The organism is Streptomyces sp. NPDC057654 (genome assembly GCF_042800135.1).
GTDB lineage: Bacteria > Actinomycetota > Actinomycetes > Streptomycetales > Streptomycetaceae > Streptomyces.
On sequence record NZ_JBHVHQ010000029.1, the window covers coordinates 1 to 24,621 of the forward strand.

Consider the following 24,621-nt stretch of genomic DNA (forward strand, 5'->3'; position numbering starts at 1 on the left):
GAGCCAGACAACTGTCTGGCTCCGTCGGGGGAAGGCAAATACTCGTCCACACTGTGGCTTGGACCAGGTGGACGGGGAGAACGCGCCGGAGTCGGCGGTGGCTGGCGAGGGCCTGCTCGGAGTCATCCATGGTGGCGGCAAGCAACCAGGAGTTGGGGAGGGACTGCGGGATGCGCTCAGGAGCGATCCGGAAATCCGTGAGGGTGCGGGTGGGGGTGAAGAATTTCTGGGTGGCGTTCGCCTTGGAGGACCGTAGTGTCGGGGCCCCCTGCCGGATCCATTCGGCGGAGAGCCGGTGCCGGTAGACCTGGTTGCTCCGGCGCCGGAGCGAGGGAGAAGCTTCGTGAGCGAGCATGGGCCAGGTTCTGCCCCAACGGAGATCGTCGCGGGTGGGGAGATTCCGCAGCAATTGGGGCAGAGCACTGCGCGGTTCAGAAGAATCCTGCGCGAGCAGGTGGTGGGCCGCGAAGAGGAGACCGGCGGTCGCGATCGTGTCGCCCGGCGGGCCGACCAGCCTCTCCGGGAGAAGGTGGCGGTTCCGTCCGGTGCCTCTGCACGCACAGCTAGAGCTGCAATCGCCCGGAGAGTCCCTGCCGCCTCTTCCCAGTGAGTAACATCCGGCAGCAACACCCGGATACAAGGAGTGCTGTAATGGCCGACGAGCCCGAGAAGAAGACCGTCATCCAGAACAAGTACGCCAAGTTTCAGCAGCAGTATGCCGATGAGCTCGAGGTCAATCGCGAGGAGCAGGCCGGCCTCACCGAGCAGATCACCGTTCTCCAGGAGCGCCTGGCACAACTCAGGGTAGAGGAAAGCTGGTTGGCTCAAGCGCAGGATTCTTTGCCTGGGTACCCGACCCCGGGCGGGGCCGAGCCCGCCGACGTGGTGGCCGAGGCGCCCTCGACGGATAGGGCCGAGCAGCTCGGCACTTCCACGTCGGCCGAAGCCGCCGCGGAGGCGCCCCAGGCCGTTCCGTCGCCGCGTCGGGATGAGCCGGCGAAGGCGGAGCGACCCGCCAAGAAGGCCGCCACAGCCAAGGTGGCGAAGCGAACCGCCGCGAAGAAGCCGGCCGCCGAACAGCCCGCGAAACCGGAAGCGCCGACGGGGACGCCCCTGCAGCAGCTCATCCTGGACCTCCTCCGCAAGACCCCTGGGCAGCCGCATGTGACCCGTGAAATCGCCGAACGGCTCGCGCAGGACCACCCCAGCCGGAACGCCAACCCCAAGACCGTGCGCAACAACCTGGAGACCCTCGTCGAGAAGAAACTCGCCGAGAAGTCGCGCCAGAAGGGAAGTGCGCTGTACACCGCGTACGTCGAGGCGGATGCAGCTCCCGCTGCGGGCAGTGCCGCGGACAGCGAACCGGAGCAGGTTCCCGAGGCGGTAACAGCGGAGGTCTGACCTCACCTCCGCTGTAGCCCAGGCGGCGGGAGGGTGCCGGCCCGCCCGCTTCCGGCACACTGAACCGCACGCTGCGCCGGGTCAGGCGGAGCTGCCGTTCGACGCGCTGAGGTCGCGTGCCGGCTCGTACCGGATGTACAGGACGTGCCGGCCACCGCCCCGGGTGTGGTGACAACACAACGTTCGAGGCAGCGGCCGAGCTCTGGCTCAATGCACCGGACACCCACGATGAGCGAGGGGCCAGGGGCATCACGTTCGAACCGGCGGCGGCCCCGAACGGGGTTCGGAGGGGCAGGCCGCCGCCGGATTTCGGCCACAACGGGCGCGGCGGCACGTCGCTTCCGCTCGATCACAGAGCCATCGCGTTCCGGGCTGCCGCGCCGGTCCCGGGGCAGGAGCGCGCGCTGGCGGCGTGGCACAAGGACGACGCGGACACGGTCGTCGCCGAGGCGGCACTCGGCGCCCTGTCCTGGACGGAGCGCCCCGCCCACACTCCTTGATCACGCCGGCGACGACCGAGCGCGGGCGCAATGTACGCGGCCGCGCGCGCCGCTCGCTGGAGCGCACGTCCGAACGTGCTGCCCGGCTGGGTGCGTTGCCGGCAGGTGAGCATGCCGGGCTGGTGGCGTCCCACAGAACGGGCTCGCGGCCCGCAGCCCGATTCTTGCCGCCGTGGCCGGCAGCGTCCCCGGGGTGCGTCCCCATACCCCCGAGGCCCGCCCGAACGTACGGGGTGCCGCCGTCGGCGCGCTGCCGCCGCTGCCCTGCCGAGTCCTGGCACTTCCTGTCCCGCCGCGCGCGATGACGCCGCCTTGTGTTCGCAGTTCTGCTGCGGGTCTCCCTCTGAGGAGGGGGCTGCGCGCACTGTCGCGCGTACGCCGACTGTGCTGTTCAAGGGGACAGCGCCCGTCGTCGCCGACGAGCTCGGCCGGCCGGACCATGGCCGCCGCCTCATCGTGATCAAGGCCCTCGGGCCCGGCAGGATGCGGGGCAGCCGGTCCCGCGAGGGCGGGCATCGCCGTCTTACCCCCGTTGCGTCGGAGGGACCAGGGCTGCGGCGCGCCGTTCGACTTCCCGTTGCGTGTCGGGGTCGAGTTCGGTGGCGTGTTCAAGGCAGGCGGCAGCAAGCACGTACAGGCGGGTCCGGTGTGGTGCCGTGCGGTCGCCCCGGGCGATCAGCCGGCGCAGCAAGGTGGCGCGCTCCTGGGGGCGTGCGTGGGCGACCGCCCTGCGCACGATGTCCTCCCATCGGCCGTCGTGAGCGTTGCGGATCAGGAGGGGGATGTCGCGGGCTTCGAGGGCTTCTTGGGCTCCGAGGTAGTCCTGGAAGGTGCGGTGGACGAATGCGATGGTGTCCGCGGCGGGGGCGTGCAGGAGGCCGGAACGGGCCACCAGGTGCGCGAGTACGTCGGCGGGTTCCCTCTGGGCGAGCCGCGGCGCAGAAGAGGGGAGTGCGTCCCCGATGAGACTGATCGCGGTTGCATCATCCATTTCGGTCTGGCCGTGGCGGATGAGCCAGTACGCCAGCCGTTGCAGCAGTGGGACGCTCTCGTGCTGGGTGAGCGCAAGGTGCTCCGGAGCGTCGCTGTCGTGCGCGCGGTCACGGCAGATCAGCAGCATCGACATGAGCGCCTCGTAGAGTCCCATACGGTCGCGCGGGAGATGGCCGCGCCGGTCGCGGTTCAACGCGCATACCGAGGCGCACAGCATTGGCGTAGTGGCCAGTTGGGCGAGGTCATGCCGGGCGCGCACCGCTTCCACGAGCGCCTCTCCCATGGAGACGAGGTACGCACGCTCGGCGGTGCCCGCGTCAGCGGCGGCAGCATGCCAGCGGGTGATGAATGCGGACACATCCCGAGCCCTCATCGGGTGGAGGGCCAGCACGGTGAAATCGTGCTCCGCCAGCCATTCGTCAGGGACCGCGGACGGTCGGGTGGTCACGATGACGGCGGCTTGAGGGTAGGCGGCGAGGAGCTCGAGGAGCCATTGCCCAGTCCGCGCCCGTTGCTCTCGGGGAACCTCGTCCACACCGTCGATGAGGAGCAGGGCACGGCCGTCCGCCAGGACCCGGTCGGCCCAGCCGGCCGGTAGTGTTCCGTGCAGTGGGCAGCCGAGCGCGGCGAGGTATTCCTGTGGTCCGGGCAGGTCCCCACGGCGGACCAGGGTGCGCAGCGGCAGCAGGAAGGGCATGCAGGCTGCCCAGTGCGCCAGTTCCTCCGGCAGCTCTCGACGGGCGACCATGACGGCGAGCCATTGCAGCAAGGTGGTCTTGCCTCCACCGGCCGGCCCGCGCACCACCGTGCGCCATCGCCCCGCCAGCACTTGCTCGGCCCGCTGGGCAGCCCCGTCTGCCCTGGTCCCCGCCAGGTCGGACGCCCCGGCGGACAGGGAGGCGTCGCCCCGTGTCCTGGGCCGTGCCCCCGGGTGAGTCGCTGGTTCGAGGCTGAGATAGGAGGTGTCGAGCGGCCACGCCGGCCGGCCGGGCTCGACGGGAGCCAGGCCGATGACGGAGATATGCGCGTACCGGTCTTCCACGTACTGCCGGTACCGCTCTTCGAACTGCGCGTCCAAGCTGTCCTCTGTCGCCGTGCCGACGGGGGTGCGGACCAGCGCGGGGACGGACGGCAGAGCCTTGCGGCGAAGCGCAAGCAGCGGTGTGGCGTCCGTATCCAACGCGTGGGCGAGCGCGACGACCGTGGCCTGGCTGGGCACAGTGGAGCCGTTCAACGCCCGGCTCGTCGTCGTGTGCCCCAGCCCGGCCCGTCGTTCCAGTCCCGACAGCGACAAGCCACGCGCTACCCGCAACTGTCGCAGTCGCGCCTTCAGCTCGACGAGCTCCTCCGGCACGCTCCCGCCGCCTTGATCACCGCCTCCGGTCACGCCTGCCCCCTGCATCGGCCTGTTCGTCTTCGCCCGCCCGAACGTCGGCGCACGACTGCCCCGCCATTGTCGACCCCGCACCAGTGCCCCGCTGCGGAATGGAAGAAGACCGCGCCTGGCTCACCGACTCCGTTTGCCCTTGCCACCCTCACTTCGGTGATTCTCGCGCTCCCGGCGGCCATCGGCGCCGGGCTGCTGGCCCGTGTGGACGGTTCTTCCCGACGTACCGCGCCATTGCGAGCCTCCGCCGCCTTCGGCGGCGCTCTCCCCCGCATCGCGCCCACGGCGAACACCAGCACGGAGCACACGGCCGGAACAGCAGAGCCGGGGGACACACGACACCGGACACGGCGCGGGCATCTGGCGTACGGCAGGGCGGAGTCGGGGGCCGGGCACAGCGGCCCGGGCGCGCCGAGCGGGACAGGACCGACACGACGCGGCAGGAGGCCGACGGAGCGGAGAGGCGACGGGCGGGCGCCGGACGGCGCCGACCACGGCCGGACCACGGCCGGACCACGGCACGGGGATACGGGGGCGCACGACATCACGCCGGGCGCTTCTCATCCGTCACAAGTGCCCGCAGCGCCGCATCAGGGCTCTGGTACACAGCCATCCATGCGCGCCGCTCGTCGTACACAAGTGCGACCCAGTACAACGCGTCGTCGTCATACGGCTTCCGCTCCAGCCGGCCCGGCGACGGCCCGCCCGGCGCCGAGGCGGCGGGCCGCGGCGGCGCGGACCTGCTGGACGTGAAGGTGTGGACGTGTGGCCCGAGCACGATGAGGCCGAGAGACGCACGCGTCTGTGCGCTGGAGACGACGAACATCAGCGGCCTGGCCGGATCCCCTGGTCCACGCGTCACCAGGACGTCATGCCCCGCCACCGTCACTCGACGTGCGACTCCGCGGATACGCGGGAAGGCAGGCGCAGCCGCCAGCTCTCTCCCGATCCGACGCCTGGCCCGTGCGTGCACCCATGTCCGGTCACCCGCCTGGCACCGGACGAATACCTCCGCAACCAGCACCCACCGGGGCCAGCCTCTCCGACGCCGGTTATACGCCTCGCGCTCCACGTCAATGTTGAAGTCGTTCTCGTACATGGGGGCTCCTGGACGTATCTATCGACCCCGACGAAGAGGTCGAGGTGTTGCGGCGGTACGGGATGCAGGTGCCGGCAGTGTTCTTCGCGGCCGCCGACGTGTGCTGGCTCGGTCAGCGCTCGCACCGCCCCGTGAACGCTGCGCCCATGTCTCCAGTTCCGATCGCCCGGTGTGGCTGTCCTCCCTCACCTACGCGCAGACGTTGGCAATCCGTGACCGGGCCGCGCTGGTGTGGTGGGAGCGCCTGCAAGCCGTCGACGATGGTGCCGACTTCTCCTCTTCGGACGTCGAGTTCACCGATGCCGTCCGCGCCGTGGTCCACTTGCCCCTCCACCCCATGGGCCCCTGCCGGCCTGAGGCTGGAGGGTCAGGGCGCGTCTGCGAGTGTCCGCCGACGCGATTTGCGAGGATGGACGGCACAGACGCGCACACGGTGAGGAGCCCGGGCATGGATGCTTTTCTCGACACCGATGGAGCGTGGGTCGCGGTACTGGGGTGCCCGGCCCTGCTCGCCAGCGGCCCGACGCACGCCGCTGCGACCGCCCGTATGCACGACGACCTCGCCAGCTACCGCGGCACGGCGCACACCCTGGTAGGCGACGACGAGACCGGTGCCGCGGCCACCGAGGAAGACGTCGAAACGGGCCTTCGAGAGATCATCGCGTACGCCGAGCAGCACGGCCTGGATATCGACCGGGGACGTCGAGAGTTTCAGGCCGAGGAAGAGCGGCTCGACGACCTCCTCAGCGAGTCCTTGTGACTGGGCGAACTGCCAAGTCACCGTAGCCATCGGCGGCCTGGCAGAACCGGCCGGTGGCAGACGTCGCGCCTCTTTCCCGCCGAGGACCGGCAGTCCTGAGACCTCGCCGGCACGCCGCTGATCCCCGAACGGGTGCCGGTGCCGTTCGGGGACGGCTTCCTGTTCGAGGGCACAGGCAGCCAGGGCAACGCGTGCGGTGAACGCCACAACGGGGCGCAGCCAGGGCGTGCCAGCCCTCCGGAAGCTCTACGCAACCCGCAACAAGATCAGCCGGGCCGAGCCGCAGCGCGTTGCCTGGGTCCGCAACGACGGTGGCGAGACCGGCCGCTGCCGGAACACCACCGGTCTCTGTGTGTCATGCGAAAGAGTGAAGGGAGCGTGGACTCCGCTCCAACCAGGCATGTGGCTGGCTAGGTTGCCCAGCGGGCTGGCTCGGGCGGCCGGGCCCTCTGGAGAGCGGATGTCTCCACACTGGACGGGGGCCAGTTGGGTACCCATGACACGGTGCAGGTCAGACTCCTTACGGTGGGCGGTGCCGCGCGGCGAGCCCGACATCCACCCGGACTCGAAACGGATCACGTGCCGAAGCGGACTTCCCTGATCCTCTCGGCAAGAAGATTCCCCGAACTCTCCGTAAGGGTCCAAATGGTCCGTAACGAGGGCCCCGCGCCCGATGGCCCGTGATCCACACGGCAGAAACCGACCAGACGGAAAGGGACTGCCGCCGATGGCCGCGAACAGCCATCGCGCGACAGGTGTTCCACCGCAGACCGACGCCCGGTATGAAGGAGATCGTTACGGTGAGGCAAGAGCAGGACAGTTGGTGGCGCCCTGGTTTGGCTGGCGTGCTCTTGTACGGGCTGCTGGCCGGCTTTCTGTTCATACAAGGAACCGATTTCCTCCCCGACAACAACCTCAGCGAGGAGGACATCACCTGCGGAACCAAGGTCATGAGCCCGATCGACAGCTGCGTGACATACTCCTCGTCTGGCAGCAGTGAGCGTAGTTACCAAGAGAAGCTAGACAGCGAACGAGAAGGCGCCCCCTTCCTGGCGTACATCTTGTTCGGCCTCGGCGCCCTGGCGCTGGCCGGCATGGGATGGCGAGCACGGAAAATGTGGCACGCACGACCGGTCCCGACCGGGCCTGGCATACGCGAGCGGTGGTCAAGCAACCTCAAGGACCGCAGGCAGCAGCGTGTCGTCGAAAGTCGGCTGCGCGACCTCGAAGTCCAAAGGCAGCAGCGGCTGCGCAACACCACGGCGATCGTAGGCGGCGTGAACCCGTCGCTCAAATTCCCGTCGGAACTCGTTCTCGGCCGGTATTCCCTGCGCGGGAGGACGTTGGGGGTGGTCGGTGTCGTCCAAGTCGTCGATCGTGGCGATTCCAAAAATCTCGCCAGATTGCTCAGCGCCGCTGGGGAAGAGCACCCCTGGCAGCCGACCAGGCCTGCTCCGATGGTCGATCGTCGCTTCAGAGTTGATTGCACCACCGTGACTCCTGAGATCGTCGTCGAGATCAGAGTCGACCCGGACGCGGTGAGCCAGCGCGGCCGCTGGCAGCAGGTGGAATTCGTCTCCCTTCGATATGACCTCACCCCCGGCCAGGTCCCGGCAGGACACAAATTGACCACCACGGATCAGCCCTCACCATGAGGCCCTTTGATGATGGGCGGCCTTCCGGCGATGCTAAACGCAGTGATGTGGCCGCTGAATGTCAGGCCGGCCGGCCTGATCGCGCAAGACTACGCCTTTGGCTCCTCCTCGTTACGAAGGGGGAGGAATCAAATGCCGAAGCAGACGTCCCTGATCCTCTCGGCGAGCCCCCCGAACTCTCCGTAAGGGTCCAAACGATCCGCGACAAGGGCCCTGTGCCCGATGGCCTGTGATCCACACGGCAGAAACCGACCAGACGGAAAGGGACTGCCGCCGACGGCCGCGAACAGCCATCGCGCGGCAGGTATCCCGCTGCAGACCGACGCCCGGCATGAAGGGATTCCATACGGTGAGGCAAGAGCAGGACAGTTGGTGGTGGCCACGCGTGGTCGGCGTGCTCTTGTACGGGCTGCTGGCCGGCTATCTGTTCGTCCAAGGAACCAACGCCCTCCCCGACCCCAATGACAGCAAGGACATCACCTGCGACGGCAAGGTCATGGGTCCCGGCGACCGTTGCCTGGCATTCTCCTCGTCTGGCAGCGGTGAACGAACGTACGAAGAGATGCGAGACAGCGAACGACAGGGCACTCCCGCCCTGGCGTACATCTTGTTCGGCCTCGGCGCCCTGGCGCTGGCCGGCATGGGATGGCGAGCACGGAAAATGTGGCATGCACGACCGGACCAGACCATGCCTGGTATACGCCAGCAGCAGTCAAGCAATCTCGCGGGGCCTGGGCAACAGCGCACCGCCGAAAGTCACCTGGGCGAGCTCAAGGAGCTCAGGCAATGGAAACTGCGCGACAGCGAGGCGCATAGGCAGAAGTGGCTGCGCAACACGACGGCGATCGTGGGTGGCGTGAACCCGTCACTCGAATTCCCGACGGAGCTCGTTCTCGGCCGGTATTCCCTGCGTGATGGGACGTTGGGGGTGGTCGGTGTCGTTCAGGCCGTCGAAAACGACGACTTCGAAGAGATCGCCGAATTGCTCAGCGCCGCCGGTGCAGAACACCCCTGGAAGCCGACCATGCCTGATGGGGGGACCGACCGCCGTGTCAGGGTTGATTGCACCACCGTGGCCCCTGAGATCGTCGTCGAGATCAGAGTCGACCCGGACGCGGTATGCGAACGTGGCCGCTGGCAGCAGGTGGAATTCGTCTCCCTTCGATATGACCTCACCCCCGGCCAGGTCCCGGCAGGACACAAATTGGCCACCACGGATCAGCCCTCGCCATGAGGCCCCGCGCCGAAGGCCAGTCCATTCGTGAGATCGCCACCGTCGTCAAGGTGTCCGTTGGCGTCGTCCACAAGACCCTCAACCCCGCCCCGTAGCGACCACTTCCTACCGGCGGGTTACTTGTTCCCCGGTGTCTGCGCTAGGACTTCGGGGCCGTGTGGACGAGCCGGTGACCGGCCTGGAGCCGGCGCCCGCACTCGCAGCCGGGGCCCGCAGCCCGAGGGAAAGCCGAAGGAGTCGCGCCTCGGGTCTTACGTGCCGGAGGCGCCGCTCGCCCAGGCGTGCGCAGCGGATGCGGCAACCATGTCGATACAGGAAGAATCGACGACATGGCGCAGATTGCCGCCGAGAGTCAGGGAGGCCACTCCGTGCGCAATCGCCCACAGCTCGGCGGCGCGGCCCACCACCTCTTCTCGGGGAACGTGGGGCTGGAGTGCAGCCTCCAGCCGTTCCTGGACGCGACGTGCCTGCTCCAGCAGTTCGGGGTGGGACGCCTTGTCGATCCCGGAGGCGAACATGACCTCGAACCGGGCCGGGTCCTGGCGGGCAAAGGCCACGTAGGCGACGGCGATCTGCGCCGCGCATTCCGGGAGCGGTGCCTTCAGTGCGAGCATCGCGAAGTCCGTTTCCAGTTCGGCGAAAGCACGCGCGGCGGTGGCCGCGAGCATTGCGTCACGGTCGGCGAAGTGCCGGTAGGGAGCCGAGATGGACACTCCGGCGCGGCGAGCGGCCTCGGAGACACTGAACCCCCGCGCTCCGCGTTCCCGGACCAGCTCCCTGGTCGCCTGCAGCAGTGCGTTGCGCAGGTCGCCGTGATGGTACGTGCTTCGCTCGGCCATGAGTCCTCCTTATGTTGAAGACTCTCACATCCTCGCCTACCCTCAAAGTGAGAGGCCTTTACATGATGTGTGGTCGGCAGTGCCACGGGCGAGGAGAGACTCATGCAGTACGCGGAAACGACCGCTCTGGTGACCGGTTCGAGTTCCGGGATCGGCGCCGAGTTCGCACGGCAGCTGGCCCGTCGTGGTGCGGACGTCGTGCTCGTCGGGCGCCGGGAGGACGCGCTGCGGGAGCTGGCAGCCGAGATCACCGCGCAGACAGGGCGTGCGGCCCATCCGGTTGCCTTCGACCTCGGCATCGAACGCGGCGGACAGCTCCTCAAGCAGCGGCTGGACAAACTGGAAATCCGCGTGGACACCGTGGTCAACTGCGCGGGCATGGGGCTGACCAAGCCGTTCGCGGACTCCACCGCGGACGCAGTGCGTGCGCAGTTGCAGCTCGACATCAACGCCGTGGTTGAGACGTCTCACGCGTTTCTGCCGGATCTGCTCGCCTCCGGGCGAGGGGCCCTGCTCAACATCGGCAGCCTGACGGGCTATATGCCGGTGCCGGGCATGGCGGTCTACAGCGCAGCCAAGGCATTCGTGATCCGCTTCACCGAGGCCCTCGCGCACGAGCAGCGCGCATCGGGCCTGACGGTGATGGCGGCGTCCCCGGGACCAACGCGCACCGAGTTCTATGCGCGCAGCGGCACCAGCACCCAAGGCGCCCGATTCCAGACGCCGGCGCAGGTGGTCACCACAGTGCTGGCGGCACTCGACCGGCGCACCCCGCCGGCCAGCATCGTGTCCGGCCGCATGAACCGGCTCGTCAGCAGCCTCGTTCCCCTGCTCCCGACACGCTCCGTGCTCAAAGTGGCCGAATCCCGATCGGCTACCTGAACCGACCCCGCTACCGGTGAGCTCGCTCCGCCACGTCGCCGTCCTCCGGGGCCAGGCACCCTGCCGCGATTCCCCGCACCACACACGCGGGCTCCCGGCACGGCCTCTTCCAGCACCGCCGCTGCGCTGCAACACCGGCCCGGCGCAGCCGGTCAGACCGGGGCCGCCCTCCGGACCCGCCAGATCCCGCCCGCGCATCTCGTCGATCGTGCACATCTGCACCTGCACGACCCCGCAGCTCGTCGCGAGAATCCAGAACGCCGAATACCCCGCCGAGCCCAGCGATCAGATGGGCCCGACTGCCGCCCTCTTCCGGCCCCAGCGCCGGGCGTGCGGGGGCAAGTACGAGAAGCCGTGGCGCCGGACCAGCAGCACACCCATCAGCCGGACAAGCCGCCCAGGAAGCTACTGGCGGGTTACTTGTCACCTGGTTCGCCGCTCGTTAACGGCTCAACCCGATCTGCCGTGCACTACGGATCCCGGCGGGAGAGCCCCCGGCTTCTCCCTCGGTCTCCGGCCGCCGCGCGTCGCAGAGGGTTTCGCTGAACGAGGGCGTTCCGGCGGCGCCGGCGCCGCCACAGCAGTACGACGACGAGGAGGAGAAGCCCCGGCAGCAGGCGCAATGCCCAAGCCCCTGCGGATACGTGATGCGCAGACGGACTCAGGCCGGCTGCCTGGCGGGGGGTCGGCGAGCCGAGCCAGACGGTGTCGCCCCCGTCGGTGGCTGACGGCGCCTGCAACGAGCGGGCGACGTTCTGCGGCAGCTTCGCGAAGTCCGCGGTGAAGCGCTCGTCAGAGATCTTTTCAAGGGGAATACGGGTGAGGTCGACACCACCGTAGATATAGGTGCGCACGTAGGTGGTGTTGCCTCGGGTGATCTCGTCGGTGACCTTGACATCGCCCTTGGTGTACGAGTCGACGTACCGGTCGAAGGTATCGGTGGGTTTCCAGCCGTCGGTGGTCGTCCAGGTACCGATGTCGCCACTGTCGATGAGGTGGCCGTACGTCGTCTTCCTGGCCAGACTCAGCTCGCGGTACCACTGGGCGGCGACCCGGGCGAGATAGACACGGCGGAGCGCGGCGTACTCGGGGGCGCTGTTGATGGCGTGCTTGAGCTTGGGGAGGATCAGGGAGCGGAAGCGTTCTTCGTTGTGGTCCTCTGTGGCCTGGTCCTGCTGAGGGCACGAGCGGACAGACGACTTGCCAGTGCTCGCCAGGTACTGGGCCTCCATCTTCACATCGAGAGGCGCGTCGAGGATGTAGAGCTTGTCGCCCTCTTGGCGGACCGATGCCGGCGCCGGCAAGATCCAGTTGCGAAACGACATGCAGTCGCCCTGGATTCCGGGCCAGAACTTCCGCCCCAGCGCGCTGTGCGGATGGATCAGCTCACCGACCGTCTTCTTCATCCGCAGGTCGGCCTCCAGCATGACTCGCCCCGCGTCTGTGCGGCCGAGCTGGTTGTCGACGATGCGGTCCGGTTCCGTCGGGTTGAGGTTTACCCAGAAGGCGGAGGGGTTGAGGGACAGCCAGACGAAGAAGGCGTCGGAGCTCTGGGTCGCGGCCGTGATGCCGGTGGACTGGCGGTTGTCTCCTTTGAGGGGGTTCAGGCCGGCCTTGAAGGAGTACTGAAGGCCGCTGCCGTCGCCGGGGTCGGCGAGGTAGCGCAGTTGCATGGTGGAGAAGTCGATGCCGCCGTTGGCCATACTGGGCAGCGTGAGAGTGGCGCCCAGGCCGGTGGCTCCCCGGGAGCCTTTCGCATCCTCCTCCCTTTCCGGCTCTTCAGGGCAGGGGCCGTCGCCTGTGAGCACGGCCGCCGCGAGGACGGGCATCGGGGGAACCGTGCCGTGGCGCCGGGGCTGGTGCAGAGAAAGGGCGTTCGGAGCAGGGCAGGGCAATGCCCTGACGAACAGTTCGGGATTCTTCGTCGACGCCTTGGCGAGCTGCTTGTTCATCTCCTCCTTCACACCGTTGAGGTCGGTTCCTAGCTGATCTGCGGCGCGGCCATTGCGCGCTTCTTCCGCTCTCTTGGACTGTCTCTCGAGCGCCCCCTGCTCACGGTCCTGGGCTGCGATTCCCCTGGCCGCCACCCGCTCGCGGGCCTCGGCGATTCTCTTGAACAGCTGGGCAATCTCCGCCTCGGTGCGGCCGTACGGGTGCCCGAAGACGAGGAGCGTCGCCAGAAGGTAGAGGCGAGCACAGGCGGCGCATTGCCGGCGTTCGGAACCCCCGAGGGCAATCGCCTCCCGCGGGATGCCGAGTCTTCTCAGGAGCTCCTCGAGCACTCTCTCGGAATGCTTGGGTGTGCCCGATTCCCCGTCCTTGGGAATGTTCAACGCAGAGACAGCGAAGAGGCGTGAATACTTATTGGCCTTCAGCCGGGCGACCACCTCCGGGTTCAGGTAGCGTTCCAGCGGGCCGACTTCGACAGTCGACACACGCCAGGCCATCCTGCTTGAGTGACTGTTGATGTTGTTGGTCATCGTCGCGAGCGCATGGAACTGTTCGTCAGTCAGCTCCGAGGGGTCGATGAAGACGACAGCGCCGTTGCGCTTCTGGTTGAATGCGTCGTCCTTGCCCGCAGCGAGCTTCTGGTACAGAGCCATACGCAATTGCTCCACCGGCCACAGCGGCGGGCTCATCAGAGGATTTTCGAAGTGTTTGGAAAGATCGGTCCCCTCCGCGGCGGGTTTCGGTTTCCTGGGACCGGCCACACCATGCGGCGCCGCCGCAGTCATCATGAGCGCCAGCAGCAAGACCGTGAGGCCGCGCAGCCAGGTGTGAACGGCGGGGCGGATCACCGTCCGTCCCCGTTTCGGCCCTCGTGGATGAACGCCCCGCCGGCAGTTCCCGGACCGGCGTCCGCCGAAGCGCGCAGCCGCAACAGCGCGGAGACGAGCCACAGCCCTGCGACGAGAACGAAGAGAGCCCGCACTCCGGCCGCCACGCCGTCGGCGACCGCCTCGGGGCCCTCTCCGCCCCGCAGTGGCAGAACGCCGTGGCAGGCGGGGCAGGCGTGGGCCGCGTACTTCGCCGAGGCGCGCGAAGGGGCGGCACCGAGGACGAGGGGCTCGGCAGCGGCACCCAGGGCTGACATGCTCGCGATGCGGTCGCCACTCACGGCAGTTGCTCGCGCGCCGATCACAGCCATCCGCCGTGCGCAGGGGCGAGGTTCGTACTCCGGCCCGCCAGGCCGGCCCTTCTCCAGGCCCCTGGGTGGCTCGGTGGCCATCCCAGAATCGTCCATAGCGGATTTCATGATCATCCCCCGTGAGTTCCTCATGCGTCAGTGACGGACGTGAAGTCCGCAAGTACCGCGCGACCTGGTGTGAACAGCCGCCGCAGTTAACGGACTTGACGTGAGAGCCTCAGTATGGCTAAAGGGCGAGTCGGCCACACCTGTTTACGCACCTAACTCCACCTGACGGGTGAAGATTCGCCAGCGCTCCCGCGTGCGCCGAAGGGCCCGGACAGCTTGACCGGAGCAGAAGCCCAACATGGCGGCCTCCCAGCCGGCCGCGCTGCAGACCCGCCCAGTCGCACTGCATGCCGCTGCGGCCCACCGGCCAGGACCAACGAGCCGCCTTGAAGGACGGACTCGGCCTCTGCGGACTCCCCGCCGCGCTCCGGCCCGGAGGCGACTTCGCGCATCTCACCGCGCCTGCGACCAGATCAGGACGGGGACGGCTGGAGCGACACGTACAAGCGTCTCAACAGCCGAAAGCCGCCTGGGGCTCCCTCGACAGCACGACGGCGGTGGGGCGGGGGCCGTCAGCAGCCTGGCCGCTGAATCCAGTCCGAACCTGGGGCCGCAGGCCGTACGGACCGCGCCGAATCGCGAGGTCCCGGACGCTCACGCGGCCTGACCGCGCCCCGGAGCCGGTCCGGGACGGGGCTGTCGTCCGGTCACGCGGTCTGGGACACTCACGGCATGGCATCCGGTCGCCCACGACGTCTCGACCGTCGCATCAGCATCGCGCTCATTCCCGTCATTCCCGCGGCCCTTGTCACCACCGCGCTGTGTGCCCTGGCCAGGGCCGACCCCGAACCATGGGTGTGGGGTGCTTCTGCCGCCGCCGGCCTGTGGGGATACAGGTACTCCAGGCGATTCGACTAACAACGGGCTCGCCGCCGGACGGTGGCCCCGCAGGACTAGTGTCAACAGGTAGCCGAACCACCGCACGGTGTCCAGGGCACGCGTCTCGAATCTCTGCTCGTGCGCTGGTGCGGTCGAGATGGTCGAGATGCCGTCGAGCGCGCTGCTGGCCCGGTCTCGACATGCGGCCCGGCGCATGGCGCGGAGGCCACCACGCCTCGCCTTCTCCCCCGTGCGGCTGGTTGTCTCCCTGAGGCGGTCGCCGTGGCGGCAGACTGTGCGCTTCATCCGCCACGCGACACGGAGACCGCCACAGTGCCCCTCACTCTCATCACTGACCACCCGGCCTGGAGCGACGGCCCGCACGGACAGCGCGTGCGTCTGGTCGCGTACCAGGGTGCGCCCTGGTACGCGGTGTGCTCACCGACCCAGGCGCTCACGCTGCGCCCTCTCGGGGCAGGCGGCGACGGTCAGGGCCCGCCGGTTCTGTCCGTGGCGTCCGACGTCTTGCCCACTGCCCGCACAGCCACGACCCTGGTGAAGTGGCTCGCCTGGCTGGGCACGGTGCAACGGCTGACGAACCCCTGCCTGTGGGACGCGATCACTACCGCGATCCTGCGGCAGGTCGTACGCGCGGAGCAGGCCCGCAGGGTCTACCGCGCCTGGTGCCAGGAGCACGGCCCGACGGTGCCCGCCCCGGCCGGCCGTCTGTCGCTGTGCCCGGACCCCGACACCGTCCTCGGCCTGAGCGAGGAGCAGTTCGCGGCGACCGGCACCGCGTTCCACCGCACCGCGCTGCGCGCCGCAGCCCGCGCCTACCGCGAACACCACCGCACCTGGGAACGCCTCAGCGCCGACGATCTCGTCAAAGCCCTGCAGGAGGTGCCGCGCATCGGCCCGTGGACCGCGGCAGCCGCGGCCGCCGACTACACCGGTGATTTCGCGGTCTATCCGCACGGCGACCTCGCGGTGCGCACCTGGGCCCGCCGTGCCGACCCCGAGCACCCCTTCCCCGACGGCGAGCGCGCGTTCAGTGCCTACTGGCGGCGCCTGGCCAACGAAGACCGCACCCGCCTGCACGCTCTGACTCTGTTCACGCTGACCTGGGGGAACCATGTCCGCACAGCACAGCCTGGAGACACCGCGCACCCACCCGTTTGAGGTCATCGCCGGCGCGGACCGGGCCCGCGCCCTGGACGCCCTGTTCGTCAACGCCCCGTTACGCGACTACAGCCGACGCCCCCGGGTGAACGACTACACCCTGCCAGTGCTCGGAATGGCCTACATCGCCACCTACGCACAAAAGGCCGGTTTCAACGTCGGCGTGCTGGACGCCGAGGCTCACGGCCTCGGCCTCGCGCAGACCACCGAGCTGGTCAACGCCGCCCGCCCGCGGTGGGTCGGCATGAACCTGCTCGCCCCCACCTACGAGCTGTCCGCCCGTATCGCGGCCGGCCTCGCCGAGGGCATCGCCCTGCTCGTCGGCGGACACCAGGCCAAAGCCATGCCGCAGCGCGTCCTCGCCGACGCCCGCATGGCCCGCCTGCACGCCCTGGTCATCGGTGAAGGCGAGACCCGCACCGCCGCACTGCTGGAGGACGCCAGGCGCCGCACCGAATTACCCGGCGTCTGGTGGCGCGATGGGCTGCTGAACACCACCGCCCGGGGCATCGCCCCGCCCGCCTCCGCCGTCCGGCACCTGGCGCCCGACCTCGACACCCTGCCGTTCGTCGACCGCCGCTACCTGCCCCAGGACCCCTACACCGCCGGCGACGGCCGGATTGAAGCCAACATCGTCGGCAGCCGCGGCTGCCCCTACGACTGCGGCTTCTGCGGCGCGGCGGTCTCCGGCAACGCCGACATCACGATCCGCACCCGCCATCCGCACAACATCATCGCCGAGCTGGAAGACCTCCACACCCGCTACGGCGCCACCGCCTTCCGCTTCGTCGACGACCTCTTTCTGGGCGCGTCCCGCATCATCCGTCCCGCCATGGACGCCTTCAGCACGCACCGCATCGGCGAACGCTACGTCTGGGACGCCACCGGCCGCATCAACGTCCTGCACCGCGCCGACGACGCCCTGCTCGACACGCTGGCCCGCAACGGTCTGCGCGAGGTCGCCCTGGGCATCGAATCCGGCAGCGACCGCATCCTGGCGGACATGGACAAACGCATCACCGCCGCCATGACCGAACAGGTCGCCCGCCGCCTCATGCAACGCGGCATCCACGTCAAGGGCTACTTCATCCTGGGCTACCCCGGCGAACAGCACGAGGACCTCAAGGCCACCGAACGCCACATCCACGCCCTGTGGGACCTGGCCGACCGTCTGCCCGGTACCTTCCGCGCCTCCGTCTTCGAATTCCGCCCCTACCCCGGCACCCCCGTCTGGCAGGAGCTGACCGCCGCCGGCCACGACCCGGCCGCCCTGCTCGCCTACACGGACATCGACCTCACCGACCACGGCGCCGACGAAACCATGCGCGCCCGCGACGAATTCAACTTCAGCGTCGGCATCCAGTTCGGCGGCGTCCCCCTGCCCACCCTCCGCACCAGCCTGGCCGCCCTCACCCGCGAACAGCACGCCCGCACCGGACGGCAGGAGTCCGCGGCATGACCCACACCCCCCTGCCTGGACGGCTGATCACCCTCGACGGCCCCGGCGGCGTCGGCAAGACGACCACCCTGGCCGCCCTCACCGCACACCTGCGCAGCAACGGCGCAAGCGTCCACTCCACCACCGAACCCTCCTCCAGCGCCCTGGGACAGTTCACCCGCGCCCACGCCGACCACATCCACGGCCGCGCCCTGGCCTGCCTCGTCGCCGCCGACCGCTACCACCACCTGCACACCGAGATACAGCCTCACCTCGCCGCTGGCGACACCGTCGTGTGCGACCGCTATCTGGCCTCCACCCTCGTCATCCAGCGCCTCGACGACGTCCCCGAACCCTTCCTGCTCGCCCTCAACGCCGACATCCAGCTCCCCGACCTGGCTGTTCTCCTGACCGCCGCCCCCGCAACCATCGCCGCACGCCTGGCCCGCCGCGGCGCCCACCACCGCTTCGAACGACACCCCGACGTGCCCGCGGGCGAGATCGCGCTCTACCGCACCGCCGCCGCCACCCTCGAACGCCTGGGCGTAACGGTCCTCACCATCGACACCAGCGCCCTCACCCCCGAGGAGGCATCCCTGCGGATCGTGAGCGCTCTCGCCCCGCCGGCCGCTAGCGTCGAGGCGACCACTACCGCCCCGACGAGCACGGTGAAACCATGCCCACAGCAACCCCCGTCATCGACGTGCACGTGATCTTGCGCGAGGGCGACAAGATTCTCCTGTCCCAGCGCGGCGGTCCTTACGGCTACGGCCGCTGGCATCTTCCCTCGGGCAAGCTCGATGCCGGCGAACCCCTCCCCGCCGGCGCGGCCCGCGAACTGCGCGAGGAAACCGGCGTCACCGTCGACGCGGGCCATCTGCGGCAGGTCCACACCGTCCACCACCGGCAGGCCCCCGGCATCGAACGCCTCGGCTTCTTCTTCCTGGCCACCCATTGGGAGGGCGAACCAACCAACCGCGAACCCGACAAGTGCCTCGACCTGCGCTTCTTCAGCGTGCACGACCTGCCCGAGGACATCATCGAATACCCCGCCGCCGGCCTGTACGGCTACCTGACCCACACCGGCCCCCTCACTCTGCACGGCTGGCCGGAGCCGTGAGCCGCACAGACGGCAGGCCGACCCACGACGCCCCTGTACGTAAGCGTTTCCCGCGGTGCGACCGGCCGCATCGCCGCGCTCAGCAGGGCAGCGGACCGGAAGCCGGAAAGCGGCCGCTGAACGGACCGCGGTCCAGGTAGTAACGCAACCGCGCGCCGGAGCGGCATCTCGCCGGGCGGGACACGGCCTCCCCGCAGGCGATGGCCTCCTCGAAAGCGACCCGGAAGGGGCCTTCGGAGTCGGTGTCCACTGCCGCGACCTCCACGAGAACCTGACCGCATGGCACACCGCTCGCTCTCCCGCCGTCGGGGCAGCCCACAGCTGGGGGCCGGTTGGGCAACGCGATTGCCGACGGGTCCCTGCGCGACGTCGTCACGGCGCCTGCGGCGGCGGTCAGCAGGATGTCGATCTGCTCGGCGAAGTCCGGTCCGGGCAGGGGGATTTCGTATCCGGGGGTGCGGACGTAGCCGTCGGCGACGGTGGTGGCGACGTACTCCATCACCGCGTAGAGCGCCGAGGAACGCTCGCGGTCTGCGGCGGGGGCGAGCAGGCTGAGCACGCGCAGCACGGTGGGCAGGTTGAGGCTGTAGCCGGGCGTGCGGTGGCGGGTGGCGTCGGCGGGGGTGTCGAGGCCGGTCTGCCCGTACCAGAAGTCGGCCCTCTCGTGGTCGCCGAGCGCGCGGTAGTGCAGGCACAGGCAGTAGGCGGCGGCGGTGTCGCCGGCGCCGGCGGCGTACTGCCACCACGAACGTGCGCCGGCGCCGGCTCCGGCGAGCTGCAGGCCGCAGCCCAGGATCCAGGCGCCGTGCGGCGCCGGGATCTGCTCGGTGACGAAGTCGGCGAGCTGGTCGGGGCGGGAGCGGGCGAGGGTGACCTCGCACAGGACCTCCAGCTGCCGGGCGGCATCGTCGTCCCGCTGCTCGCCCCTGTCGTCGCCGAGGTCCCACAGCGGTGTGCCGTCGGAGGCGAAAGGGGTGGGGTAGGCGGTGTCGTGGTAGGCGACGGTGTCCGGGGGAACCGGTGCGTGCTCCTGGAGCAGGGCACGGGCGAGCAGGCGGTCGATGTCAGTCATTGCGGGGCAGTCACTCCCAGATCCGGGATGTCGGGGGTGTCGGGGTGATAGATGCAGTTCAGGGTGTCTCGGGCGTGCTGGTCGATGGCGTGGGTGATGGCCGGGGGCAGGCCGGCGATGGTCGCCGCCGCGTCCTCGCTCTGCCCGCAGAGATAGCGCAGGACGATGACGTCGAGCTGGTCCGGGGGCAGGCGGGAGACGGCGGCGAAGAGGCCCGCCGTCTCAGCGATCTGGGCAAAGCGGGCCGAAAGCTCAATAATTTTGCTCTGGGTGACGGTGGAGAACGCCGCAGGCACCAGGTCGGGGCACCCGTCGCGGCGGCGCTCCGCGCGCAGCAGCACGCGGTCGCGCAGCAGGCACCAGGCGTGCCGGCGTACGTCGGGGCTGGAGACGGCCTCCTCCCAGCCGAGCCAGAGGATGTCGAAGACCTCGCGGACGACCCACTGGGCGCGATTGCCGCGTTGGAGGAAGGCGGCGGCGTAGGCGGTGTAGGGCCGGCGCATGCCTTCGGTGAAGCCCTCGTGGGCCAGCGGCGGGTCCTCCCGGCGCGCCGCCGGGACCGCGCTTATCTGCCGCTCGATCCACTCCGTGCCCCGGCCCGCTTCCCGGGCCCCCGCCGTCCACAGCAGCCTCAGTGGCCAGATGGGGACGTCCAGGACACGGACCACGCTGTACGTGATCTCCCATCCAGGGTAGTAGCCCTTGCCGCGCAGGAGTTCGGAGATCCGGGTCTTGGAGTATCCGGAGCGGGCGACGAGGTCGTCGAGGGTGAGGCTGCGGGCGGTGAGCCGGGCGCGGATCGGCTCCAGCCACGCGCGGTGGGAGACGCCGACCTCCGGCCCGATCGCGTCCGGCTTGCGGCCGCGGCGGGTCGGCCGCTGTCCGTCCGGCTGGTGCGGTACGTGGAACGCTGGGGTCATCGGGGTGGCTCCTCTCGCCCTGAGTGGACGGCGGCGGTCTGCGAGGAGCCCGCGGGGGGCCGCGGTTCCGGGCTGGTGAGTGCGGTGAGACTCTGCTGCACCAGCAGCCCGAGGGAGGGCAGCAGCGCGGACACGGCTGAGAGTTGCCCGAGCGCGGCCATCGCCGTGCTCCATACGACGCCCACGAGCACGGCACCGATCACCACACGTTTTCTGGACATCACACATTTCCCCTGGTTGCAGGTGTCTGGAAGGCCCGTCGCGGCGGTGCTGGGCGCTACGGGGAGCGGACGCCAGCATGGTCCGCCAGCCACCTGATACTCAACGTGATCATGAGGTTACGGAACAATGGGTGCCGGAGTGGCACCGGCACGGGACTCGCTTCGCCCTTCCCGCCGCACCCGGGGCAATACCGTTTTTGACACGTATTTTTGACGACGAAACCCCGCTTCCCTGCGCCGCACGCCGGGCAAGGCGCACTATGGAGCGGACGCTCATGGGCGTCGCACCTTCCGTCTGGAAGGCCGCGCCGTCCTCCCGTGCTGGAACAACCAGAGAGGACGGCGCCGCTCCCGTCCAGCCTGCGCTGGGCGGGAGCGTCATCCGGTCCGGACTCGGGAGTCTGCGCCTGCCAATGGCCGTCTGGTCGTCGTCTCCGCGCCGGGCGTTCGCCGACCGGCCTCACTACCCGGTCCTCGGCCCATCCCCGTCGCCGCACCTCGTCGCGGCGCGAAAGGCGGTACCGGCGGATGCCTGCCGTCAGGGCTGAGGACCCATCCTTAACCCGTCAACAACGTGCGGGTTCTCGGGGATCTCGATCTCATGAGGGTGACGTTCACGGCTTCGCGGTGGCGCCGGGCGGGGCTGTCCGTAGGGTCTCCTCATGCCTGATCTGGACGAACAGCAAGTGGCGGACCTGGCTGCGGCCGTCGCTGCCGCCGCTGTACTCCCCGCTCATCAGGGCGTCGTCGCGGTGGTGTGCAAGATGGCCTCGGCCGACCCTGTGACCCGGCGGGGAGAGAACACCGAGTCACTGCTGGGACTTGTCCGGGGTGGTGAGGCGGCGATGCGGGCTGCAGTGGAGGTCACGGGCCGAACTCTGGCCGGCGCCACCCGCCCGGACGGCCAGGTCGTTCCCGTCGGGAACGCCGCCGGCGACCCGATGATGACGCTGGCCTGCGATGTCATTCAGATGATCATGCGAGGCGAGACGGACCGTGCCTGGTCCCAGCTCAAACAGGAGCATCCCGCCAGGCGCGCGGCTGTGCTGTCTCTTCTGGTCGCCTTCCTGAACTACAGCTTCGCCGGGCTCGACCCTGTCTCGCTCGTGGCGGACGAAGACACCTCACGCTGAATGAACTGATCAGGCGGCCCGCACCGCTTCCGCGGGCATCGCACCTACCCTCACGACAGGCCGGAGCACGGCCCTTCGGGACCGTGGAGAGGAACCCCGGCCTGCCCGTCACCCGCAGAATCCAACCGCCGACCACCCGGAGGAAGGCGCACGACCAAGGCGCGCGGAGCACTCGCAAAGCTCTCCGCAAAGCCTCCCGCCACACCCGCGCGAGCAGAGGGCACAGAGCGAACCGAGTCCTCCACCGAGGCACATGTACGAGATCAACAGAGGTTCAAAGATGGGCTCTGAGATTCGTGGAGCTGGTCCGGTCGTCGGTGACGACCGTGTTGTCGAACCCGGGCAGGCCGCCCGGTACCGGTGCTGCACCGGCGCGAACTCGCTGCCTCGTCGAAGTCGGGCTTCTCGGCTCTCACTTGTACCCGCTGCGCCCTGTGGACCAGGGTGTCGGTAACTGGTGATACCTGTAGGGCATGAACGGTGTGATTTCGGGTGCGATGATAGTCCTCCTGCGTGAAGCCTTTCCGGCAGAGGTCCGGCACTGCCCTTGGGGCTGGGAGGCGCTCCGGGCCTGGGAGCGCCGGCATGCCGTGATGTTGCCGGAGCCGTATCGCACCTTCGTGGCCGAGGTCGCGAACGGTACTGCCGACGGGCCGCCCGACGAGGGCGGGCTGCTGCCCGTGGGGCAGAAGCCGGCCAGCTGGACCACCTGGGAAGCGGACTACTGGATGAGCCCGGAGCTGTTCGACGGCACTGCCACACGCGCACCCGGTCAGCCCTTCCCGCTCACGGAGGAATGGCAGTGGGAGTACGACTACCACGACCACGCCCTCCACTCGTCCCTGTTGCATCAGACCTACCAGCACGGCTCGGTGCTGCTGGGCAGCGACAGGCCCGGCGAGTTCTGGGCGCTGGTGGTGAGCGGGCCGCAACGCGGCCGGGTGTGGTGGCTGCGAGACGGCTGTGCCGCACCTTATGCCGACTCCTCGTCCGCCAGACCGGAGGGCGATTTCCTGTGCTGGGTCAGGGACTGGTACGCCGGACGCGGCTGGTGGCGCGTAGAGCCGACAACGCCCGCGACGCGCTGAGCTTCGCCCTGTGGCCCGGGCAGGACATCCACACTGTGCAGCAGGGTTGCGACCGGAACGCCAGCTACCGGACAGCCGCCCGCTGACGCGTACGCAACGGGCCGGAAGCTTGTCTCCTGCTGGTGTGCGTGGGAAATCCAGCCGTGGCAGGCCAGTTGATCCCGGCGGAGTGGTGACCAATCTGAAGAGTGCACTGACTGCGCTGGAGACCCACCGACCCGGCTCTCCGCCCAGGCTGCACGAGACCCAGTGGACCGCCGCGAAGCACAGCCTCCACCAGCTGACGGGCCCCGAGAAGATCGAGGAACTCACCAAGGATGTCGCGGCGTTCGCCAACGGGGGCCGGGTCATCGTCGTCGGCATCGCCACCGAATCGGGCATGGCGAGGATGTTCTGGACCACGGCGTCAGCCTCGGCCCGGTCGCGGTGAACGCGGATCAACACCATTACGCTCGGGTCGCCCCGGCTCCCTGCGGCATACGCGTCGGATCTGAAGACGGGTGACCGGTTCCCAGAGCTGCGGGCCGCCGGGGGTATTCCCTCGACAGAGCACAGGCTGGGCTGACAGGCTGCCCGTATGACCTACGGAATCGAGTTCCCCTTCGCCCGGTGAGCGCCCAGGACGAGCGCGGCGCGCTCCCCCTCCCGCCGGCCCTGTACGACCAGGCTCTGTATCTGCTGAACCAGTCCGGTGACGGCGTTCCGCCCCGGCGTGGCTTGACGCTCGAGCAGCGTCCCGCAGCGAGCGAGGCTCCGCTGTCCGGCGAGGAGGCGCGGAACGCCATCCGGGAGGCGTTGACCCCCCTGCCGGAGGACTCAGCCACTGTGCACCGCCGCTTCGCCCGGCTCGGCCTGGGCCGCAGCCATCTGCCCCTGATCCGCTCTGCCGTCGCCGACTTGCCGCTGCCAGACGATCAGCGGGAAGCCGCCCGGTCCCTGGGCCGGCATCTCACCCGGACCGGAACCGCGCGGCCCGCCGTCACCGCCGGCCTCGCCCTGCTCATCCGCCTCGGCGAGCCCGAGGACATCCCGTATCTCCGTGTTCTCGGCTTGTTCCGGGAGTTCACCCACCTGGCCGTCGAGGCCCTCGACATCCTGGATCACCGACGCGCAGCCGTCGTCTGGCTCGCCGTCTACGCGCGCCACGCCGAGCTGCGGCCCCTGGTCCGCGCCCTGTGGCTGGAAGACCGGCAGGCCATCTGCACGGAGTTGGCCGCCTTCCCCGCCGGGCCGCGTTTCCTCAGCAGCACCGCCGCCCGCCGGATCGCGGAAGCCGCCCGCTTGCCCGACCTCCTCGACCAGCGCCCCTCCGACACCGCCCTGCGCGCCCGGGCGGCCCGGCTCCTGGCCCGGATGGGGTGCCCGCATGCCGACTCGTCCGACCTCCTCGCCTACCGCGACGCACGCACCGTGTACGAGTGCGTCGCTTCCCGGGCCAGCGCCTTGCCGCCTGCTCTCGACAACCACGCCCTCCTGCTCGCGCTGGCCTTGGACCTGAGCAGTGGTCCCGGAGTGCTGCTGGACTGGCCTGCCGGACGGCGCGTGACGCTGCTGGAATCGCTCGGACGGCTGCTGGCCACGGCCCCGTGGGCCTCGCTGCCGGACACCGAAGCGGTCGATGCGGG

General features: G+C 69.4%; 21 protein-coding genes and 1 pseudogene. 13 read left to right on the forward strand and 9 right to left on the reverse strand.

Annotation, left to right across the window (positions count from 1 at the left end; all coding sequences use genetic code 11):
- Nucleotides 1-355: hypothetical protein (locus ACFU99_RS04680; RefSeq protein WP_384385716.1), on the reverse strand; the 355-nt coding region annotated here is incomplete at its 3' end.
- Nucleotides 356-651: 296 nt separating this feature from the next.
- On the opposite strand from ACFU99_RS04680, the gene ACFU99_RS04685 reads away from it, so the two are divergent.
- Nucleotides 652-1,401, forward strand: a complete 750-nt coding sequence (locus tag ACFU99_RS04685; RefSeq protein WP_384385719.1) for a hypothetical protein — start codon at nucleotides 652-654, stop codon at nucleotides 1,399-1,401.
- A 1,023-nt stretch (nucleotides 1,402-2,424) separates the two neighbouring features.
- Here ACFU99_RS04685 and ACFU99_RS04690 read toward each other — a convergent pair.
- Together ACFU99_RS04690 and ACFU99_RS04695 are read right to left on the reverse strand one after the other, a co-directional pair.
- Nucleotides 2,425-4,248 (reverse strand): NACHT domain-containing protein, encoded by a 1,824-nt coding sequence (locus tag ACFU99_RS04690; protein ID WP_384385721.1) that lies wholly within the window; start codon nucleotides 4,246-4,248, stop codon nucleotides 2,425-2,427.
- A 577-nt stretch (nucleotides 4,249-4,825) separates the two neighbouring features.
- Entirely contained in the window at nucleotides 4,826-5,380 is a 555-nt protein-coding gene (locus tag ACFU99_RS04695; RefSeq protein WP_384385724.1) for a hypothetical protein, read from the reverse strand.
- A gap of 169 nt (nucleotides 5,381-5,549) precedes the next feature.
- On the opposite strand from ACFU99_RS04695, the gene ACFU99_RS04700 reads away from it, so the two are divergent.
- The 3 genes from ACFU99_RS04700 to ACFU99_RS04710 all read left to right on the forward strand — a co-directional run bounded on the left by ACFU99_RS04700 (nucleotide 5,550) and on the right by ACFU99_RS04710 (nucleotide 9,029).
- Entirely contained in the window at nucleotides 5,550-6,140 is a 591-nt protein-coding gene (locus ACFU99_RS04700) for a hypothetical protein (protein ID WP_384385727.1), read from the forward strand.
- A gap of 782 nt (nucleotides 6,141-6,922) precedes the next feature.
- Nucleotides 6,923-7,795, forward strand: coding sequence for a hypothetical protein (locus tag ACFU99_RS04705; protein ID WP_384385730.1), 873 nt, complete (start codon nucleotides 6,923-6,925; stop codon nucleotides 7,793-7,795).
- Nucleotides 7,796-8,126: 331 nt separating this feature from the next.
- Nucleotides 8,127-9,029, forward strand: coding sequence for a hypothetical protein (locus ACFU99_RS04710; protein WP_384385733.1), 903 nt, complete (start codon nucleotides 8,127-8,129; stop codon nucleotides 9,027-9,029).
- 251 nt (nucleotides 9,030-9,280) lie between these two features.
- Here the strand turns inward: ACFU99_RS04710 and ACFU99_RS04715 are convergent, their stop codons facing one another.
- Entirely contained in the window at nucleotides 9,281-9,868 is a 588-nt protein-coding gene (locus tag ACFU99_RS04715) for a TetR/AcrR family transcriptional regulator (RefSeq protein WP_384385735.1), read from the reverse strand.
- Between the two features lie 102 nt (nucleotides 9,869-9,970).
- Between ACFU99_RS04715 and ACFU99_RS04720 the strand changes: the two genes are divergently transcribed.
- Nucleotides 9,971-10,750: an SDR family NAD(P)-dependent oxidoreductase gene (locus tag ACFU99_RS04720; protein WP_384385738.1), complete on the forward strand. Its 780-nt coding sequence runs from the start codon at nucleotides 9,971-9,973 to the stop codon at nucleotides 10,748-10,750.
- Nucleotides 10,751-11,220: 470 nt separating this feature from the next.
- On the opposite strand, the gene ACFU99_RS04725 is transcribed toward ACFU99_RS04720, so the two are convergent.
- Both ACFU99_RS04725 and ACFU99_RS04730 read right to left on the reverse strand, forming a co-directional pair.
- Nucleotides 11,221-13,548: a hypothetical protein gene (locus ACFU99_RS04725; protein WP_384385741.1), complete on the reverse strand. Its 2,328-nt coding sequence runs from the start codon at nucleotides 13,546-13,548 to the stop codon at nucleotides 11,221-11,223.
- The gene (locus ACFU99_RS04730; RefSeq protein ID WP_384385744.1) at nucleotides 13,545-13,844 is read right to left on the reverse strand and encodes a hypothetical protein; all 300 of its coding nucleotides are present in this window, start codon (nucleotides 13,842-13,844) and stop codon (nucleotides 13,545-13,547) included. Before ACFU99_RS04730 ends, ACFU99_RS04725 begins: the two co-directional genes overlap by 4 nt.
- 1,314 nt (nucleotides 13,845-15,158) lie before the next feature.
- Here ACFU99_RS04730 and ACFU99_RS04735 point away from each other — a divergent pair.
- Genes ACFU99_RS04735 through ACFU99_RS04750 form a run of 4 tightly spaced genes read left to right on the forward strand, consistent with a single transcriptional unit; the run spans nucleotide 15,159 to nucleotide 18,562 of the window.
- Nucleotides 15,159-16,004, forward strand: coding sequence for a hypothetical protein (locus tag ACFU99_RS04735; RefSeq protein ID WP_384385747.1), 846 nt, complete (start codon nucleotides 15,159-15,161; stop codon nucleotides 16,002-16,004).
- Complete coding sequence (locus tag ACFU99_RS04740; protein ID WP_384385750.1) at nucleotides 15,958-17,463, forward strand: B12-binding domain-containing radical SAM protein; 1,506 nt, start codon at nucleotides 15,958-15,960, stop codon at nucleotides 17,461-17,463. The genes ACFU99_RS04735 and ACFU99_RS04740 overlap by 47 nt, the downstream gene beginning before the upstream one ends.
- Nucleotides 17,460-18,155 carry a dTMP kinase gene (tmk, locus tag ACFU99_RS04745; protein ID WP_384385752.1) on the forward strand — a complete coding sequence of 232 codons (696 nt, stop codon included), beginning with the start codon at nucleotides 17,460-17,462 and terminating at the stop codon, nucleotides 18,153-18,155. The genes ACFU99_RS04740 and tmk overlap by 4 nt, the downstream gene beginning before the upstream one ends.
- Nucleotides 18,119-18,562 (forward strand): NUDIX domain-containing protein, encoded by a 444-nt coding sequence (locus ACFU99_RS04750; RefSeq protein ID WP_384385755.1) that lies wholly within the window; start codon nucleotides 18,119-18,121, stop codon nucleotides 18,560-18,562. Before tmk ends, ACFU99_RS04750 begins: the two co-directional genes overlap by 37 nt.
- A gap of 79 nt (nucleotides 18,563-18,641) precedes the next feature.
- On the opposite strand, the gene ACFU99_RS04755 is transcribed toward ACFU99_RS04750, so the two are convergent.
- The 3 genes from ACFU99_RS04755 to ACFU99_RS04765 are packed head-to-tail and all read right to left on the reverse strand — an operon-like array spanning nucleotide 18,642 to nucleotide 20,775.
- Nucleotides 18,642-19,634, reverse strand: a complete 993-nt coding sequence (locus ACFU99_RS04755; protein WP_384385758.1) for a hypothetical protein — start codon at nucleotides 19,632-19,634, stop codon at nucleotides 18,642-18,644.
- On the reverse strand, nucleotides 19,631-20,554 hold the full coding sequence (locus ACFU99_RS04760; protein ID WP_384385761.1) for an XRE family transcriptional regulator: 924 nt from the start codon (nucleotides 20,552-20,554) through the stop codon (nucleotides 19,631-19,633). The genes ACFU99_RS04755 and ACFU99_RS04760 overlap by 4 nt, the downstream gene beginning before the upstream one ends.
- Nucleotides 20,551-20,775: a hypothetical protein gene (locus tag ACFU99_RS04765; protein ID WP_384385764.1), complete on the reverse strand. Its 225-nt coding sequence runs from the start codon at nucleotides 20,773-20,775 to the stop codon at nucleotides 20,551-20,553. Before ACFU99_RS04765 ends, ACFU99_RS04760 begins: the two co-directional genes overlap by 4 nt.
- Before the next feature lie 662 nt (nucleotides 20,776-21,437).
- Between ACFU99_RS04765 and ACFU99_RS04770 the strand changes: the two genes are divergently transcribed.
- From ACFU99_RS04770 to ACFU99_RS04785, 4 genes and pseudogenes are all read left to right on the forward strand, one after another.
- A complete protein-coding gene (locus tag ACFU99_RS04770; RefSeq protein WP_384385767.1) occupies nucleotides 21,438-21,908 on the forward strand; it encodes a hypothetical protein in 471 nt (156 codons plus the stop codon).
- A 620-nt stretch (nucleotides 21,909-22,528) separates the two neighbouring features.
- Nucleotides 22,529-22,996: a hypothetical protein gene (locus ACFU99_RS04775; protein ID WP_384385770.1), complete on the forward strand. Its 468-nt coding sequence runs from the start codon at nucleotides 22,529-22,531 to the stop codon at nucleotides 22,994-22,996.
- Nucleotides 22,997-23,168: 172 nt separating this feature from the next.
- Nucleotides 23,169-23,426, forward strand: coding sequence for a hypothetical protein (locus ACFU99_RS04780; protein WP_384385772.1), 258 nt, complete (start codon nucleotides 23,169-23,171; stop codon nucleotides 23,424-23,426).
- A gap of 179 nt (nucleotides 23,427-23,605) precedes the next feature.
- Nucleotides 23,606-24,621: pseudogene (locus tag ACFU99_RS04785) on the forward strand (hypothetical protein); the annotation flags it as partial.

Excerpts from the sequence above, each read along its gene's own strand:
- ACFU99_RS04730 (WP_384385744.1), bottom strand. The coding sequence starts at position 13,844 with ATGTCAGCCCTGGGTGCCGCTGCCGAGCCCCTCGTCCTCGGTGCCGCC.
- ACFU99_RS04740 (WP_384385750.1), top strand. The coding sequence starts at position 15,958 with ATGTCCGCACAGCACAGCCTGGAGACACCGCGCACCCACCCGTTTGAG.
- ACFU99_RS04755 (WP_384385758.1), bottom strand. The coding sequence starts at position 19,634 with ATGACTGACATCGACCGCCTGCTCGCCCGTGCCCTGCTCCAGGAGCAC.
- ACFU99_RS04705 (WP_384385730.1), top strand. The coding sequence starts at position 6,923 with ATGAAGGAGATCGTTACGGTGAGGCAAGAGCAGGACAGTTGGTGGCGC.
- ACFU99_RS04710 (WP_384385733.1), top strand. The coding sequence starts at position 8,127 with ATGAAGGGATTCCATACGGTGAGGCAAGAGCAGGACAGTTGGTGGTGG.
- ACFU99_RS04720 (WP_384385738.1), top strand. The coding sequence starts at position 9,971 with ATGCAGTACGCGGAAACGACCGCTCTGGTGACCGGTTCGAGTTCCGGG.
- ACFU99_RS04770 (WP_384385767.1), top strand. The coding sequence starts at position 21,438 with ATGCCTGATCTGGACGAACAGCAAGTGGCGGACCTGGCTGCGGCCGTC.
- ACFU99_RS04685 (WP_384385719.1), top strand. The coding sequence starts at position 652 with ATGGCCGACGAGCCCGAGAAGAAGACCGTCATCCAGAACAAGTACGCC.
- ACFU99_RS04765 (WP_384385764.1), bottom strand. The coding sequence starts at position 20,775 with ATGTCCAGAAAACGTGTGGTGATCGGTGCCGTGCTCGTGGGCGTCGTA.
- ACFU99_RS04715 (WP_384385735.1), bottom strand. The coding sequence starts at position 9,868 with ATGGCCGAGCGAAGCACGTACCATCACGGCGACCTGCGCAACGCACTG.
- ACFU99_RS04760 (WP_384385761.1), bottom strand. The coding sequence starts at position 20,554 with ATGACCCCAGCGTTCCACGTACCGCACCAGCCGGACGGACAGCGGCCG.
- ACFU99_RS04750 (WP_384385755.1), top strand. The coding sequence starts at position 18,119 with ATGCCCACAGCAACCCCCGTCATCGACGTGCACGTGATCTTGCGCGAG.
- ACFU99_RS04695 (WP_384385724.1), bottom strand. The coding sequence starts at position 5,380 with ATGTACGAGAACGACTTCAACATTGACGTGGAGCGCGAGGCGTATAAC.
- tmk (WP_384385752.1), top strand. The coding sequence starts at position 17,460 with ATGACCCACACCCCCCTGCCTGGACGGCTGATCACCCTCGACGGCCCC.